The 16,125-nt window shown below is 60.4% G+C and carries 12 protein-coding genes; 6 read left to right on the forward strand and 6 right to left on the reverse strand.

Translation table 11 applies throughout. From position 1 onward, the window contains the following. Positions 1 to 18: 18 nt before the first annotated feature. The 6 genes from OCK01_RS08960 to OCK01_RS08985 all read right to left on the reverse strand — a co-directional run bounded on the left by OCK01_RS08960 (position 19) and on the right by OCK01_RS08985 (position 7,938). Positions 19 to 1,515, reverse strand: a complete 1,497-nt coding sequence (locus OCK01_RS08960) for a sugar ABC transporter ATP-binding protein (protein ID WP_263823635.1) — start codon at positions 1,513 to 1,515, stop codon at positions 19 to 21. Positions 1,516 to 1,529: 14 nt separating this feature from the next. Continuing rightward, positions 1,530 to 2,564 (reverse strand): hypothetical protein, encoded by a 1,035-nt coding sequence (locus OCK01_RS08965; protein WP_263823636.1) that lies wholly within the window; start codon positions 2,562 to 2,564, stop codon positions 1,530 to 1,532. Beyond that, positions 2,561 to 4,684: an ABC transporter permease gene (locus tag OCK01_RS08970; protein ID WP_263823637.1), complete on the reverse strand. Its 2,124-nt coding sequence runs from the start codon at positions 4,682 to 4,684 to the stop codon at positions 2,561 to 2,563. Before OCK01_RS08970 ends, OCK01_RS08965 begins: the two co-directional genes overlap by 4 nt. Positions 4,685 to 4,816: 132 nt before the next feature. Continuing rightward, positions 4,817 to 5,842, reverse strand: coding sequence for a sugar ABC transporter substrate-binding protein (locus tag OCK01_RS08975; protein WP_263823638.1), 1,026 nt, complete (start codon positions 5,840 to 5,842; stop codon positions 4,817 to 4,819). A 46-nt stretch (positions 5,843 to 5,888) separates the two neighbouring features. Then, positions 5,889 to 6,875 (reverse strand): ABC transporter permease, encoded by a 987-nt coding sequence (locus OCK01_RS08980; RefSeq protein WP_263823639.1) that lies wholly within the window; start codon positions 6,873 to 6,875, stop codon positions 5,889 to 5,891. A gap of 121 nt (positions 6,876 to 6,996) precedes the next feature. Continuing rightward, a complete protein-coding gene (locus tag OCK01_RS08985) occupies positions 6,997 to 7,938 on the reverse strand; it encodes a LysR family transcriptional regulator (RefSeq protein WP_263823640.1) in 942 nt (313 codons plus the stop codon). Between the two features lie 133 nt (positions 7,939 to 8,071). Between OCK01_RS08985 and OCK01_RS08990 the strand changes: the two genes are divergently transcribed. The 6 genes from OCK01_RS08990 (at position 8,072) to OCK01_RS09015 (ending at position 16,018) form a co-directional block, all read left to right on the forward strand. After that, on the forward strand, positions 8,072 to 8,980 hold the full coding sequence (locus tag OCK01_RS08990) for a MurR/RpiR family transcriptional regulator (protein ID WP_263823641.1): 909 nt from the start codon (positions 8,072 to 8,074) through the stop codon (positions 8,978 to 8,980). Between the two features lies 1 nt (position 8,981). Further along, positions 8,982 to 9,620, forward strand: a complete 639-nt coding sequence (locus tag OCK01_RS08995; RefSeq protein WP_263823642.1) for a cysteine hydrolase family protein — start codon at positions 8,982 to 8,984, stop codon at positions 9,618 to 9,620. A 2-nt stretch (positions 9,621 to 9,622) separates the two neighbouring features. Then, the gene (locus OCK01_RS09000; RefSeq protein WP_263823643.1) at positions 9,623 to 10,945 is read left to right on the forward strand and encodes a glutamine synthetase family protein; all 1,323 of its coding nucleotides are present in this window, start codon (positions 9,623 to 9,625) and stop codon (positions 10,943 to 10,945) included. Continuing rightward, positions 10,945 to 11,685, forward strand: a complete 741-nt coding sequence (locus OCK01_RS09005; RefSeq protein WP_263823644.1) for an N-formylglutamate amidohydrolase — start codon at positions 10,945 to 10,947, stop codon at positions 11,683 to 11,685. Before OCK01_RS09000 ends, OCK01_RS09005 begins: the two co-directional genes overlap by 1 nt. A 105-nt stretch (positions 11,686 to 11,790) precedes the next feature. Then, on the forward strand, positions 11,791 to 15,381 hold the full coding sequence (locus tag OCK01_RS09010) for a glycosyltransferase (RefSeq protein ID WP_263823645.1): 3,591 nt from the start codon (positions 11,791 to 11,793) through the stop codon (positions 15,379 to 15,381). A 1-nt stretch (position 15,382) separates the two neighbouring features. Beyond that, positions 15,383 to 16,018: a hypothetical protein gene (locus OCK01_RS09015; RefSeq protein ID WP_263823646.1), complete on the forward strand. Its 636-nt coding sequence runs from the start codon at positions 15,383 to 15,385 to the stop codon at positions 16,016 to 16,018. Positions 16,019 to 16,125: the final 107 nt, after the last annotated feature.

The raw sequence follows: 16,125 nt of genomic DNA on the forward strand, positions 1-16,125 counted from the left end.
CTTCTTGTGCGGCGCGCTTCAATGGACGGCCGCATACATGATTTTCTCTTCGGTCGCTTCGGTCGGGGAGAATTCCTCGACGATGCGGCCCTGGCGGCAGACCAGGATGCGGTCCGACAGATTCAGGATTTCCGGAAGGTAGGAGGAAATCACCACGACGGCCAGCCCCTCATCGGCGAGCCGGTTGATGATCTGGTGGATCTCGGCGATGGCGCCGACATCGACGCCGCGGGTCGGCTCGTCGAAGATGACGATTTCCGGCTTCTGCACCAGGCCCTTGCCGATCACCACCTTCTGCTGATTGCCGCCGGAGAGTTCGACGACGCGGGCATTGTCGTTGATGGCGCGGACGTTGAGCGTCTTCGACCAGTCCTTGGACAGCGCCTGCATCTCGGCATAGCTGATGATTTTGCTCTTCTCGCGATCGGCGGCGAGCAGGCCGCCGAACATGTTTTCGGCGATCGACATGGTCTCGAAGAAGCCTTCGGATTTGCGGTCCTCGGTGACATAGACGATGCCGTCCTTCACCGCCTGGCGCGGCACGACATAGCGCACCGGCCTGTCATTCAGCTCGATCGAGCCGCCGCGCAGGAAGTCGCGCTTGTAGATGCCGGAGACGATCTTGAAGGTTTCGGTGCGGCCCGAGCCGATCAGGCCGAAGACGCCGGTGATCTGACCCTGGAAGATCGAGAAGGAATTGTTGCGCACGGCGGCGCCCATGGAAATGTCCTGGACGGAGAGGACTTTCTTGCCGGCTTTGCGGATCTTGCTCTCGTCGCGCTGTCGATAGAGTTCGGCCGAGAGCGTGCGGCCGACCATGGAGGCGATGATTTTGTCGCGGTCGAAGTCTTTGGTTTCGCCGGAGGCCACGAGTTCGCCGTCGCGCAGGATGGTAATCCGGTCCGACAGCATCAGCGCTTCTTCGAGCGCATGGCTGATGAAGACGATGGAGACGCCGCGCGCCTTGAGCCGCCGGATGAGGGCGAAGAAGTGGCGCTTCTCTTCCGGCGTCAGCGTCGCGGTCGGCTCGTCGAAGATGATGACTTCGGCATTGTGATGCACGGCGCGGGCGATCTCGACCATCTGCTTCTTGGCGGCGCCGAGCGTCTCGACCATGGCGGTCGGATCGACGGAGAAGTTCAGCGACTGCAGGAATTGCTGGGCGGAGATATAGATGCCGCGCAGGCGGTTCAAAAACCTCTCGGAGCCGAGATAGAGGTTCTGGGCTACCGTCATCGACGGCACCAGCGAGGTCTCCTGGAAGACCATGGCGATGCCGGCTTCGAGCGCGTCGTTGGGGGTGGTGTAGATCGTCTCCACGCCCTTGTGGAACAGTTTGCCGGAAGAGGGCTCGACGACGCCGGCGATCATTTTGGTAAGCGTTGACTTACCAGCTCCGTTTTCGCCGAGCAGAGCATGGATCTCGCCGCGCTTGAGCTCGAAGGTGACATTCTTCACCGCCGGCACGCCGCGATAGAGTTTGGAAATGTTTTCGAGCCGGATGATCGTATCCATGATGTTCTCTCCGCTCACAATGCCAGAGCGAGGATTTCATCCCCGCCGGCCGAGGCCGCATGGATCCTGCCATTGAGCGACAAGGCGGCGACGATGCCGTGGCGCTTGCCGTCGGCGCGGCTGTGATAGCTGGCGATGGGCTGGAAGTGCTGGTCGAGCCGGGCGATCAGGCCGTAGGAGCGGCTCGGCGACCAGGGCTTGTGGATGCCCATGGTCTTGATGCCCCCGCATTGCAGCGGCTCGAGGAAGGAGCGGCCGGAGGCGAGCGACGGGGCAATCCAGTATTCCGGCGCGATTTCCTCCATCATCGCCTGGCGATACTGGTCTTCCTGCAGCACGAATTCGATGAGGCGGTTGACCGGCGCGAAGATCGACAGAAGCGCGCCGCCGTCGATGCGGGAGAGACGGCCGGGATAGCCGGGGATGTTCGATATCAGGGTCTTTGTTGCGCCGCTGGCGCTGATCCGGATCACGCGACGGCTCCAGGGCTCGGAGACGACGACATCGGCGCCGTCTTCGATCACGCCCGAGGGCCAGGCGAGGCCATCGATAAGCTTCGTGCTCTCGCCGTTGGGCTTGACGCGCCAGACGGAGCCCGTCGCGCCTTTTTCCATGAGATCGCGCCGCCAGTCCGAAGGGCGGTGACGGGCAGAGCCGTTGGCGACCAGCAATTCGCCGCTGGCGGTGAAGCTCAGCGCGGTGACGCAGCTTATGTCTTTGGCGGCGGCGATCTCGTTGCCGTCGAGGATGATCGCGCCGGTTTCGAGCGCGACAGCGATCGAGCCCGAGGGCGAGACGGCGAGCGCGCTGATCGTGCCCTGATAGGCGGCGAAAACCCGGGTTTCCCCCTTGGGGGAGACGGCGTGTAGCGCGTTGCCGGCGGCGGCCAGCAACTGGCCGTCATGGCTGGCCAGATCGACGGGCGCGGCGATCGCTGCCACGCTGTCGGCCTCGTCCAGCCGGCGATTGGGGCGGAAAGCGCCGTCGAGCGGCGGCACGGTCACGGCCTTGCCGCGGAAGAGATCGAGGAGGGGATCGAAGATCGTCATGCCCGTTCTCCCCAATAGGATGTCGGACCCGTCCAGGCATCATCGGCGCCGTCGAGCTTGTAGCGTCCGATGCGGTTGTTGAGAATGCCGCCGATGAACAGCCAGCCTTTATGCTCGCGCATGGAGGTGACCATCGGATGCGATTGTCCCGAGAGATCGCCGAGCGCGCCGATGATCTTGCCGGTCTCGTCGAATTTCACCACGCCGCCGGTGTTGATGTTGGGAAACAGCCAGTCGTCCTGCGGCAGCCGCCGGGTCATGCGCTTGCGGAAGCCGGGATTGCGCAGCGACAGGTCGAATGTCGGCGTGCGCATGCCGAGCCAGGCCATCCAGTAGGAGCCGTCCGAGGCGCGATTGATGTTGTCGGGATAGCCCGGCATGTCCCTGATCACGCATTCGGCCGTGCCGGCCTTTGGGCCTTCCAGCCAGTAGCGATGCACGCGGCAGGCCCAGCTTTCGGCGAAGAACAGGCTCTTGCCGTCATGGGCCATGCAGACGCCGTTCATATAGTGATAGCCGTCGAGCAGCGTTTTGGTCTCGCCGGTCTTGGGATCGTAGACCAGCAGGCGGCCGGTGGCGCGGTTCTCGATGGAATCGAGCGCCCAGTCATGCGCGTCGAAGCGCTTGGTGGAATCGGTGAAATAGATGCGGCCATCGGGGGCGATGTCGAGGTCATTGGGATCGCGGAGACGGGCGTCGTCCTGGACTGACGTCCAGGAGCGGCGCGTCTCGGCCGACAGCCGCGTGACTTCGCGATCCGGCGAGATGGAATAGAGCCCCATGGCGCCGACGCAACTGAGCAGATTGCCCTCCCGGTCGAAAGCGAGGCCGAGCGGGAAGCCGCCGACATGGGCGAAGACTTCGGAGCGGGTGTAATCGGGGGCGAAGAAGCGGACGATTTCGCCGTGGCGGGTGCCGCAATAGAGATGGTCGTCGCGGTCGAGAATGACGTCTTCGGGGCCTTCGAGTTCGCCCAGCCCGATATAGTCGGTGCGGGAGATGGCGTTGTTCAGAGCATAGGGCGTGCCGGAATGGGGCTCGGCCGACTGCGCCTCGCCCATCTTGAGATAGATGGGCGCGACATAGACTTCGTTGAGCACCTTGTGGCGGTTCTTGAGCCAGCGGATGTCGATGGTGACGGCGACCGCCAGCATCAGGCCGATCACCATCTGGTTGGTGCCGGTGCCGTAGCCCAAGCGGATCAGGCCGTTGTTCATGACCAGCACGATGATCGCGCCCATCAGGCCCTTGACCACCGAGCCGCGACCGCCGCCCAGCGAATTGCCGCCGACCACAGCGGCGGTCAGCGCCAGGATCTCCATGTTGAGCCCCGTGCCGGGGCCTGCGCCCGACAGGCGGCAGGCGATGAGAAAGCCGGCGATGGAGGCGCAGAAGCCGGAAAAGACATAGGTCATGAAGACGGTGCGCTTGACCTTGATGCCGGCATTATGGGCTGAGCGCCTGGAGCCGCCGACCGCCAGCACATGCCAGCCGGGTCGCGATCGGGTCAGCGCGATATGGGTGATGACGGCGAGGACGACGGCGGTGATGACCGGGATCGACAGGCCCGCAAATGTGCCGTCGCCGATGAAATCCCAGGCGTCTGAAGAAGCCATCGAGGTCTGGATCGCCGCGCCGTAATTGACGACGAGGATGTCGAAGATGGTGCGGCCGATGATGAAGGTGACGAGCGTGGTGAGAAAGGCGCGGAGGCGAAGAAAGCCGATGAGATAGCCGTTGATCGCCCCGCAGATGAGGCCGGTGGCGATGGCCGCGGCCAGCGCCATCCAAACGGGCGCTTCGAAGATGAAGAAGGTTCCAACCGCGGCGAAGGTGGCGAGCGCGAAGATCGAGCCGACCGACAGATCGATGCCGCCGCCGAGCAGGACGACGGTGAGGCCCGTGACGACGATCGAGAATTCGCCGAGCTGGCGGGTGGATTCCTGCAGCGACAGCGGCTTGAAGAAGCCGGGAATGGCCGAGCCGAAGCCGGCGACGACGGCGATCAGCGCGATGAAGGGAATGGCGTTGTCGGTCCAGCGCTTGGACAGGATCTCGCCGATCAGGTGATCGGGAATGAGATTGTAGCGCCAGGACTGCAGGCGTTCGCGAAAAGTCATCAATCAACCCGGAACATTGGTGAAAAACGGGCGGGGCGGCGCATGCGTGATGCGTCTTCGCGGCGTTTGATGGGCGCGCCCGCACAGCGCGCCCTAATGTCATGGCGAGAGCGGAAGAGACCGCTTCGCTGCTTATTTCAGCTCGGCTTCAGCCTGCAGCGCCTTCAGATCCCAGCAACTGTCGGGACGCAGGTTTTCCTTCGTCGTCGCTTTCATCAGCGTGTAGATGAAGGGCGAGGCCGTGCCCGGCGCCTGGCCGCTCTGCAGCAGATATTTGATGATCGCCACCATATTGTGGGTTTCCTTGGCGAGGTCGGTCATCACCACCGCGCCATAGGTGCCGTCGGCGATCTTGTCGCAGTCGGCGGTCTTTTCGCCGCCGCCCGTCGTCACCAGGAAGACCTTGTCCTGAAGCTTGGCTTCGCGGATGGCGGCCGCCGCGCCGACGGCGTCGCCGTCCCAGAAATCGATGATGCCGCAGATGTCGGGATTCTGCTGCAGCATGGTGGCGGTCACATTACGCGACGTGGTGGCGTCCCAATTGGAATCCGGCTTGGCGACGACCTTGAAGTCCGGGTTCTTTTCCAGCACTTCCATGATGCCGGCATATTGATAGAGGCTGGTGGCGTTGACCTGGTCGCCCTGGACGAGGCCGATCTTCTTGGACGAATTCGGGCCGCAGCCCTTGATCACCGCTTCGGCTTCCAGGCGGCCGAGTTGGGTCCAGTCGCCGCCGACATAGGCGTCGGCCTTGAAGTTGGCGGGGTTGTCGACGAGGATCACATAGATGCCCGCAGCCTGCGCCTTCTTCATCAGCTTGGAATAGGAGTTGAGGTCGGGCGACATGACGATCAGCACATCGGGCTTGGTGTCCGACGAAATGGCTTCGGTGATCGCCTGGGCGCCGGCTTCAACGCTCCAATTGGGATCGCGGGTCTCAAACACGCCGCCGAAAGCGTCGACTTCACGCTTCAGGATGGCGGCCCAGCCCTGGGCGAGATCGAAGCCCATGGCCATGGGCACGAGCATGACCCGCTTGCCCTTCATGGCTTCGGCATAGATCGCCGGCGACGGATCATCCGCCGCCTTGACCGGGGCGGCCGAGACGCCCATTGCAAAGACTGTTCCTGCGAAAAGTATCGATAGTAGCTTTTTCATGTCTTGTCCCTCTTTTGGCGACAGTGTTGTTCCCCACACACGAAAGTCAGATATCCCCTTGCTGCGCTGTCTGTTCGTCACGCGGATTGAGCAGGCCGTCCATGATGATGGCGGCAAGCAGGATCGAAGATTTGATCAGGTTCTGGTAGATCAAGGGAATGTCGACAATGGTCATGGCGTTGAGCAGCACGCCGGTCAGCGCCGCGCCGATCAGCACGTTGCGCACCCCGCCCTTGCCGCCGGAAAGCCCGATGCCGCCGATCACCGCCACCAGAACAATGTCGTAAAGCAGCGTCGAATTGACGACGCGGGTATTCATCGAATGCAGGCTGGCGGCGGTCAAAATGCCGGCCATGAAGGAAAACACCGCTGAAATGACATAGCGCAGCATCAGCATGGGCCTGACGGGCATGCCGGCATTGCGCGCCGCCACCGGATTGTCGCCGGCGTAATAGACATAGCGGCCCCATTTGGTGAAGCGCAGGAACAGGAACGTCGCCAGCGCCAGGCCCGCGAAAATGAACACTTCCACCGGCGCGCCAAGCATCTGGAACGAGCCAAGCCCGATGATCCAGTGATCGACAGGAGCGCTGATCGCATCGGCGGAAATGACCTGCGACCTGACATAGCCGAAGACGAAGGAGGCCGAGGCAAGCGTGACGAACAGCGCCGGCACATCGGCATAGGCGACGAGAAAGCCGTTGATCAGGCCGAGCCCGATGACGCCGGCCAGCGTGATGGCGAGGGCTGCGCCGTCGCTCATGCCATCGCTCAGCATCTGCAGATAGGCCGCCACCGACATGGCCATGATCGCCACGGCGGAGAGATCGATGCCGCGGCCGATGATGACCACGGCCATGCCGAGCGAGAGAATGCCGAGCACCGAGACCGAGCGGATGATGGTGACGACATTGTCGGGCGTGAAGAAGCCCGGCAGCATGGCGGACGCCGTCGCGAAAATGAGAATGGCGATCAGGAGAACGATCCGTTCCTGATTGAGCATGGTCCAGTCAAATCGCTTGGCGGCGTTCATGTGTCGGCCTGGTCCTCTCGGCGAGGGTTTCTTGTCTGCGGCCCGAAGGTTAGGGGCGGCGCAATCGATACGTCCAATGAATTCTGATCCCCCGATTCATGCGAAACCGGAATGGATTGTCTCAAACCGAATAGAGCGCGCCCCGGCGGAAAGGCTGGCGCGCCTCGCGCTCTTCTTCGCGGGCGATATGGGCGGCGAGCGCGTCGATGAAGCGCTGCGCGAAGGCCGGCGGCGGCAATTGCGTGTTCCACATCGCGCAAATGTCGAAGCGGACGGGTTCGCCCTTCAGCATGATCGGACGCCGGATCAACGAGGCCGAGGTGATGCGGGCCGAGGAGGGGACGATGGCGACGCCATTGCCGCCTTCGGCCAGCGAAAACAGCGTATGCGGCGAATAGCTTTCGACGATGATCTCGGGCCGCGCGCCATAGACGCGCATGACGGCGTCGAAGACTTCGCGCGAGGCATGCTTGCGGTTGAGCAGCAGGAGCGGCTTGTCGAACAGATCGGACGCTTCGATCGGCTGGCCGGGTCTGTCGAGATGGCCGGGGGCGGCGACGGCGAGATAGCCGAGGCTGCCGATGCGGCGGAGACCGAATGTCTCGACCGGCTGGGCGGGGGCGGCGCTGATGGTGCAATGGACGAGGCCGCCCTTGAGCTTTTCGATCAGTTCTGCGCCGCCGGCATCCTCGATGCGGAGATCGACGCCGGGATTCTGGTCGCGCCAGCCGCGCAGGAAATCAGGGAAGTAGCGCTCGATCAGCTGCGAGCAGGCGCCGAGGCGCAGCACGCCGGTGTCGCCTTGGGAGAGGCCGTCGGCCTGCAGCCGCAAGTCGCGCTCGGCGGCGAGCAAGGCCTGCGCCTTGGCCATCAGCAATTCGCCTTCGCCTGTCAGCCGGATATTGCGACCCGACTTTTCGAACAATTTGACGCCGAGATGCGCCTCGAGCCCGGTGATCTGCCGAGACAGCGCCGATTGCGTCATGTTGAGGCGGTGGGCCGCCGCCGTCATGTTCATCAGCTCGGCCGTGGTCACGAAACTCGAATAGACCCTGATATCCATCGTCGCTCCATCGGGCTCTCATGCCCAAAAAGAAGCTAAGGCGCAAAATGAGGCAATGTCAACATTTCTTCATGCTTGACGGAATTTTTTGAATATGTAGTGATCTCTACATTCGTTCATGCGTGTGTCCGGGATGGAACAGACAATCAGAGACATGCTGCTCAAGGCGGCGCCGGGGCTGACGCCGGCCGAAGGGCGGATCACGCAGGCGCTTCTGGCGGAATATCCGTCGGCGGGCCTCGGCTCGGCCTCGGCGCTCGCCCGCCGCGCCGGCGTGTCGGACCCGACCGTGCTCCGGCTCGTCGGCAAGCTCGGCTTTCAGGGATTCGGCGATTTTCAGGCCCGGCTTCTGGCCGAAGTCGAGGCGCGGCTGCATTCGCCGCTGATGATGATGGAGGCCAAGAAGCCGGCCGGGGCAGGGGCTTCGGCCTCGGCGCAGTATCTCGCCTCGGTGGCGGCGTCGGTGGACAAGCTCGCAGCCTCGGGCCAGGAAGCGCTGATCGAGCGGGCGGCGCGGCTGATCATCTCCGCCAAGGGCAGCGTCTATCTGCTCGGCGGCCGGTTTTCCCGGCATCTGGCCGGCATGCTCTCCGGCTATCTCGCGCAGTTTCGCGATGGCGTGGTCGATCTCGGCGAAGTCGGCTCCCGCGCCGTCGATCAGCTGGTCGACATGTCCAAGGCCGATGCGCTGATCCTGTTCGACTACCGGCGCTACCAGAACGACACGATCCGCTTCGGCGCGCAGGCGGCCGAGCGCGGCGCGCATCTCATCCTGTTCACCGATCCCTGGATGTCGCCGCTTTCGGCGCAGGCTGAGGTGACGCTGACCTGCCCGGTGGAGGCGCAATCGCCCTTCGACACGATGGCGCCGGCGCTCGCCCAGATCGAGGCGCTGACGGCGCATCTTCTCACTGCTGCGCGGCCAGAGGCGCGCGCCCGCATCGAGGCGCTGGAGGCGATCCGCGCCCAAAACGCCGTGACCATGGATGCAGAGCCCGCCTTGCGCGGCGGGCCAGGACCCAAACCCAGCAAGGACTCTTGAGATGATCGACAGCACACGCCGCGACGAGCCGTTCAGGAAAGGCCAGACCGCGCTGCTTCTGGTGGATATGCAGCGCATCTGGCTAGAGCCGGGGCTCGATCCGCATCACCCCGAGCGGGGGCCTGACCATTACTTTTACAAAAGCGTGCGCGAACAGGCGATCCCCAATTGCGAACGTCTGTTGACGGCGGCCCGCGCACATGGCGTCGAGCCCCTGCACACGATCATCCAGTCGCTGACGCGTGATGGCCGCGACCGCTCGCTCGACCACAAGCTGACGCCAATCCATGTGCCGCCGGACCTGCCCGAAGGCCTGCCGCCGGCCAATCTCGCGCCTGAGGGCGACGAGATCCTGATCCCCAAGACCTCGTCGGGCGTGTTCAACTCCACCAATATCGATTATCTCCTGCGCAATCTCGGCATCCGCTATCTGATCGTCGCCGGCGTGCTGACCGATCAATGCGTCGACATGACCGTGCGCGACGCCGCTGATCGCGGCTTTCTCGTCACCTGCGTCACTGACGCCTGCGCCACGATCACGCCGGAGCGGCAGACCAATGCGCTCGCCGCATTCGGCGGCTATTGCCATCTGGCGGACACCGAAACCGTGATCGCCAAGATCCAGGCGATGGAGGGCTGAGGATGAACGCCAAGCTTCCGCCTCTCGCCGTCATCGCCACCACCGACATCTCCGGCGTCACTCGCGGACGGCCGGTGCGGCTCGACCGGCTGGAGGACTATGCGGCCGCCGGTGTGGGCTGGGTGCCGGCCAATATTTCGCTCACCGCCTTCAACGCCATCGCCGATCCCAATCCCTGGGGCTCCCAGGGCGATCTCCGGCTGCTGCCCGATCTCGGCGCGGTGTTCACCACATCCGGCACGGGCGCTGCGACGCCGTTTGCGCTGGTCGCCGGCGACATCGTCCGGCTCGACGGGCGGCCCTGGAGCTGCTGCTCGCGCACCATCCTCAAACAGGCGATCGCCGATCTCGAAGCCGAGACGGGGCTGAGGCTGCTCGCGACCTTCGAACTCGAATTCCAGATTTTCGGGGCCGATCTGCCGGAGGCGCACGCCTTCTCGGTGGGGGCGCTCCGGCGGGCCGATCCCTTCGCCTCCGAAGTGCTGGCGGCGCTGGAAGAGGCGGGCGTGGAGCCGGAAATGTTTCTCGCCGAATATGGCGAGGACCAGTTCGAGATCACGCTCGCGCCGGCGGATGCGCTGGCGGCCGCCGACCGGGCGGTGGCGGTGCGCGAGATCATCCGCGAAGTGGCCCGCAACAAGGGCTGGCAGGCCAGCTTCTCGCCCAAGACCAGCCTCGACGGCGTGGGCAATGGCGTGCATATCCATTTTTCGCTGCGCGACGGGCAAGACCAGCCGGCGGGCTATGATCCGGCGCAGCCGGGATGCCTGTCGGCCGCGGCGGGCGCCTTCTGCGCCGGCATCCTCTCGCATCTGCCGGCGCTGACGGCGATCACCGCGCCGAGCATTCCCTCTTACTATCGGCTGCAGCCGCATTATTGGAGCGCGGCCTGGACCTGGCTCGGCGAGCGCGACCGCGAGGCCTCGCTGCGCATCTGCCCGATCGCCGGCCTCAGCGGCAAGGATCCGGCCCGCCAGCACAATATCGAATATCGCGCCGCCGACTCGACCGCCAATCCCTATCTGTCGCTCGCCGGCCTGATCCGGGCCGGGCTCGAGGGCATCAGGCGAAAACTGCCCGCCCCGCCGATCTTCTCCGGCGATCCGGCGCTGCTGACCGAAGGCGAACGGACCGAGCTCGGGCTCAGGCGGCTGCCGGAAACGCTGGAACAGGCGCTGGCCGCATTTGAGGCCGACGACAGGGTCTGCGGCTGGTTCGATTCCGTCTTCATCGAGACTTATCTCGGCGTTCGCCGGCAGGAGATGAAGATTCTGGCGAGCAGCGAGGCCGACGAGATCTGCGCCCGCTACCGGACCCTGTTCTGATGCCGGCGGACACGACTGTGGACTGGCCTGAGGCGGTGGAGATCGTCAACCCGCACGGGCGCTCTCCCTTCGTGCTGACCTGCGAACACGCCTCCCGCCACATCCCCCCCGAATATAAGGGGCTCGGCCTGCCCGAAGCGGAGATCGCGCGGCATATCGGCTGGGACATCGGCGCCGCCGAGGTGACGCGGCGGCTGAGCGCCCGTCTCGACGCGCCGGCTTTCCTGAGCAATTATTCCCGGCTGCTGATCGACCTCAACCGGCCGCTCGACGCCGACAGCAGCATCCCCATCCTGTCGGAAAACACGCCGATACCCGGCAATCGCGATCTCGATCCCAAAGAGCGGGCGCTGAGGGCGGAGCGCATGTTTCATCCCTTTCACGCCGCCGTGACAGCCCATCTCGACGAACGCCGGAGGCTCGGACGCCCGGCGAGGATCCTGGCGATCCATTCCTTCACGCCGGTGTTCAAGGGCGTTAAAAGGCCGTGGCACGCCGGCGTGCTGTTTTCCCACTCGCGCGACTGGGGGGTGGAACTGGTGGAAAAGCTCGGCCGTGACGGACTGACGGTCGCCGCCAACCAACCCTATGTGATCGATCGCGCCGAGGACTACACCATACCGATCCACGGCGAGGACCGTGGCCTGCCCGCGCTGCTGATCGAAATCCGCCAGGATCTGATTGCGGATGAGGCGGGCGCGGAGGCCTGGGCGGCGAGGTTGGCGGGGGTGGTGGGGTGAGAGGGAGTAACATGGATTGGATCAAGACGAAATCCAGACTTGCCGGCTTTACGTTCTTCCGTCTATAACGCAGTTATTGGGGCGTTTGACTGGAGATATATAAGCATGGCTGGCGTAAGAAAGCTGATTTTTTATCCTGACTATACAGGAACGAATCCCTACCAGTCTTCGCTTTACTCAAATTTTGTCGCTTTCGAGGTTTCTAGCGGCGGAATAGATGGTGCAATACAGGCCGTTTTAGATGACGATAGCGTAGTCTTTCACTTGCATTGGCCAGAACCAATATTTTCTGGCGCTAAGTCTACAGATGCAATGTACAGAGCCGGCGAGATATTTTTAGAAAAGGTTTCAAATTTCCGCGGTTATGGTGGGAAATTTGCCTTCACCGTTCATAATGTGCTTCCTCATGACACGGAAAGAAGGGATGTCTGGGTTTGGTTCTTCAAATCCATTATGAAAGTATGTGATTTTATTCACACGCATAACAGGAGCGCCATCCACGAAATGCAGAAGGAATATGAGGTTCCTGAAGCCAAGTGCCACGTTTTTCCGCATGGGAATTATGTCGGCTCGTACCCGATGCGGCAGTCTACAGAAGAAGCAAGGCAACACTTGCTTATACCTGAGCAAAATACAGTGTTCGGCTTCGTTGGTCAGCTGCGCGCGTACAAAGGTCTGGAAAAACTAATTTCCAGCTTTGATAAAATTCAATCCAAATACGAAGCCATTGATCTACTAATTGCCGGCAAGGCGGTTTATCCAACACCTGCCGGCTACTGGGAAAGAATGGCGATATTCAAAAAATCAATCACTGTTCACGAAGGTTTTGTTCCGGATGAGTTGTTGCAGACTTATTTTTCTGCTTCAGACGTAATTGTTTTGCCATACGAGAACATATTGACCTCTGGATCAGTCATGTTGTCTGCAACATTCGGCAAACCAGTCATTGCCCCAGCGCTGCCCACGCTTGCAGAGATTCACCAGGCCGGATTTACAATATCCTATGATCCGCAAGATCCGGATGGCTTGACGCTGGCGCTTGAGCAGTTTCTGTCGACCTCGGATGAGGTTCGCGTCGAGATGCGCCGCGCAGCGTTGGATTTTGCGGAGCGCTTCGCGTGGCCGGACATAAGTGATGCTCTGGAGACAGCCATGTTGGAGCTGGAGAAATCCGGCGATTTGCTGGAGCTGGAATCTGGCAAGAGTCTCGAGGTGTACGATACTCTAGGCGATCAGGCAGAAGGTCAAATAGCGGTTGCCATTGTTAGTTATTATAGCCTTCATGATGTGGATGCGCTCTTGGAAAGCATTCCCCGTCAGATAGACGCGCGGGATGTGCATATATACATCCTCTGCAATGGCAGGTCTGAACGCGAGATGATGCATTACCGCGACCTGGACAGGAAAGTCGTCGTTCTCGTTCCAGAGGAAAATCTTGGTTATGCGGCCGGAAACAATGCCATTCTGGAACTGGCTCTGAAAAAGCGCTACGCCTACATATCCATATTGAACCCTGACATGAACCTGCGAAAAGGCTGCCTGGAGCGCCTATACAGCGCTGCGATACAATATCCTGGGGACGTGCTTTCACCTGCCATTCTAACTGCCGATGGGAAGATATCTTTTGCGGGTGGATGGGTTATGAAAGATCGGACCCTCAGGCAGAAGCATCACCTTGACGGTCAAAGCGTCGCAAAGCTGCCGGCGCGAGACTACAAGGTTGATGTCCTCAATGGCTGCGCGTTATTTGCCTCGGCAGACGCCTTTAAAAAGGTCGGCTACATACCGGAGGACTATTTTCTGTACTACGAAGAAACCGACTGGTTTCTCCGTATGGAACAGCATGGTGTTGCTCGCCGCATCATACCGGACGCTATCGCAACGCATCACAAGGCGTCGCATGGTCGGTTGGTTCCTACTTTGTACTATCTTTATTATTTTGTTCGAAATAGCTTCGTCTTCAATAAAAATGTACTGGGTTCGAGTGATTACGTATCTCACGATGTTATTCGAAAGTTCAGAGACGGTTGGAGCGAGCGCATCAGCAAGAATGCGCCGACTTTCCAACCCATTTTTCAGCGGGCGCTGACGGCTGCGGAAGACGATGGCGAAAATCACCGGCTTGGCGCGGTGAATGTCGGAGACCGTCTAGACGCGGTAGAGTTCGATGGCCTCGGTGACTACGCCGTTGAGGGCTATGTCGAAACGGTTGACGGGAAAATCTCTGGCTGGGTTTCGTTCCAGAAGGGGGATGACAGCAAATGGCAAGGCGGGACTGATGTCTGGCTAATCGTGGATGATGTCCCTGTCGAACGCGCCGCAGCCAATTTAGATCGGCCTGACGTGGCGGCTGCGGGATATGCCTCCAATTGCGGTTTTGTCGTCCAAATTCCTTTGGACCTGATTGATGGCGCTGTGCACAAGATCGAACTTCGCAATGGCATCGACGGCAAGCGTCTTCCGTTTCTTGAAGGAGATTGCTTGGAATTGAAGCACCGCCTGACGCATCCGGCTCCAATCAGCGCGCTTTTGCCCATTCAAGCGCGAGTCGACGCGATTGAAAATGGCATGATTACAGGTTGGGTCTATGATCCCTCAGCCGTGAACCGTTCGGTGCATTTCAACTTGTCTATTAATGAACGACAAATATGCGGTTTGACGACCGGGCTCTATCGAGAAGACCTGGAGAAAGCCGGTATGGGGAACGGGCGGCATGGTTTCAGACTTGCGCTGCCATATGACCATATCGCTTCAGAGAGCGTAAATGTCAGACTCTATCTCGATGGCGAAACCACGCATTTCTATGAGCGTAAAGTTTCGCCGAAGATTCGGGGAGCCAACCTTTCACCGGCGATGACGCCAGAAAAATTCTTGGAGTGGGCGTTCATAAATTACGAAACCCCTCTTGGATTTTACCAGAACAACCACGCGCTTCAGCGCTTTTTTGAATTCAACAAACTCCATTATGGCCATGCGGGGCGTAGCGCTCCACAAGATCAATTGATATCGGTCATTATGCCAGTCTACAATCGCAGCGGAGTTGTTGCTGACGCGATCCAATCCGTGCGGGACCAATATTATCAAAACTGGGAATTGCTGATCGTCGACGATGGAAGTACGGACGATACCTACAGTCATCTGGAGCAGGTGCTCGGTGAACTGGGAGACGAGCGAATAAAGCTCATGAGGCTGGCTGTAAACCAAGGGGTTTCCGCAGCAAGGAACGTCGGGCTCCAAGCGTGTAAGGGGAGCATCATCTCCTACCTGGATTCCGACAACCAATGGTATCCCGAATTTCTTTCGATCGTCGTCGGCGCGCTGGAAAAATCAAAAGGATTTTCAAGCTGCTATATGGGCCAGGAAATATGGGAGTATTTACCCTCGGTAAAACGCTCCGAACTCCGGAGCATTCGGGCATGCCCATTCAACCGGTCCAAACTCGAACAGAGAAACTATATAGACCTCAATGTTTTCGCGCATCGTCGGGAGATCTATGAACAGATCGGCGGGTTCCGCGACGATATGAGGCGGCTTGTGGATTGGGAGTTCATCCTCCGCGCAACCGAACAACAACCCTCATTGTTTGTTCCCGTGCTGATGAATAAGTATTTCGTCGGGCTGGTCGACAATCAGATCACGAAAGTCGAAGTTTACGACGCCAACCTTCAAAAAATTCGGGCTTTGAGGCACTACTGATATGAACACGTCAATTGTTGGAAATGGTATCGATGTCGTCGTGAGGGCGAACGATGGCGCTATGGTTAGGAACTGGATGTCCTACAACAGTGAATGGCTCGGCGCTTTCGAGGCAAAAATTTGGTGGTGTTCACATGAGGCGTCAGGCCTGACTGTGAGGACTTTTGATGACGGCGTCAGCGAGGAAGGTCGTCAGTTCGAGGACACTGGCCCAGAAATCTCATCGCGACCGTTGTTGTTTGTCGCGCCCGATTGGATGCTGAGGCCCGATTGGCTGACGCATATTGCTCGCGCACATACACTTCGTCCGTTCTGGTCCGCAACGGGCAGGTTGGTTGTTCAAGCAGCCGACGGTCGAGCCGGACTTGGCGATACTACGCCGACGCAGATTGGCCACCATGTAAGATCGTGGTCGTTCGCACCGAGTATGCATGGAATATGTGCAGATGAACTCCCCACAGACGTCCTCTGGGTCAGCCCCGAAGCCAAGTCTATGTTCTTGGCGGCCATCAGATTCGAGACAAACTACGACGAAGCTGCGTCGCGTTTTTTTAATTCGGCCGCACAGCACGCCGCTCATGGTACGCATGTTTATTTGCCAGATGCAGTAGCTGTAAGGGTTTCGGTTATTCAGTAGGAGTTCGTGCAAATTTCCTGCTTAGAAAGAAAGCGCGTAGGTTCCCATCGCAAATTTCTAGGCTTTTGAACTTACTGAATAAAGTTTTGACATAAACGTCATGGTTG

The organism is Rhizobium sp. TRM95796 (assembly GCF_025779995.1).
Classification (GTDB): Bacteria; Pseudomonadota; Alphaproteobacteria; order Rhizobiales; family Rhizobiaceae; genus Rhizobium_E.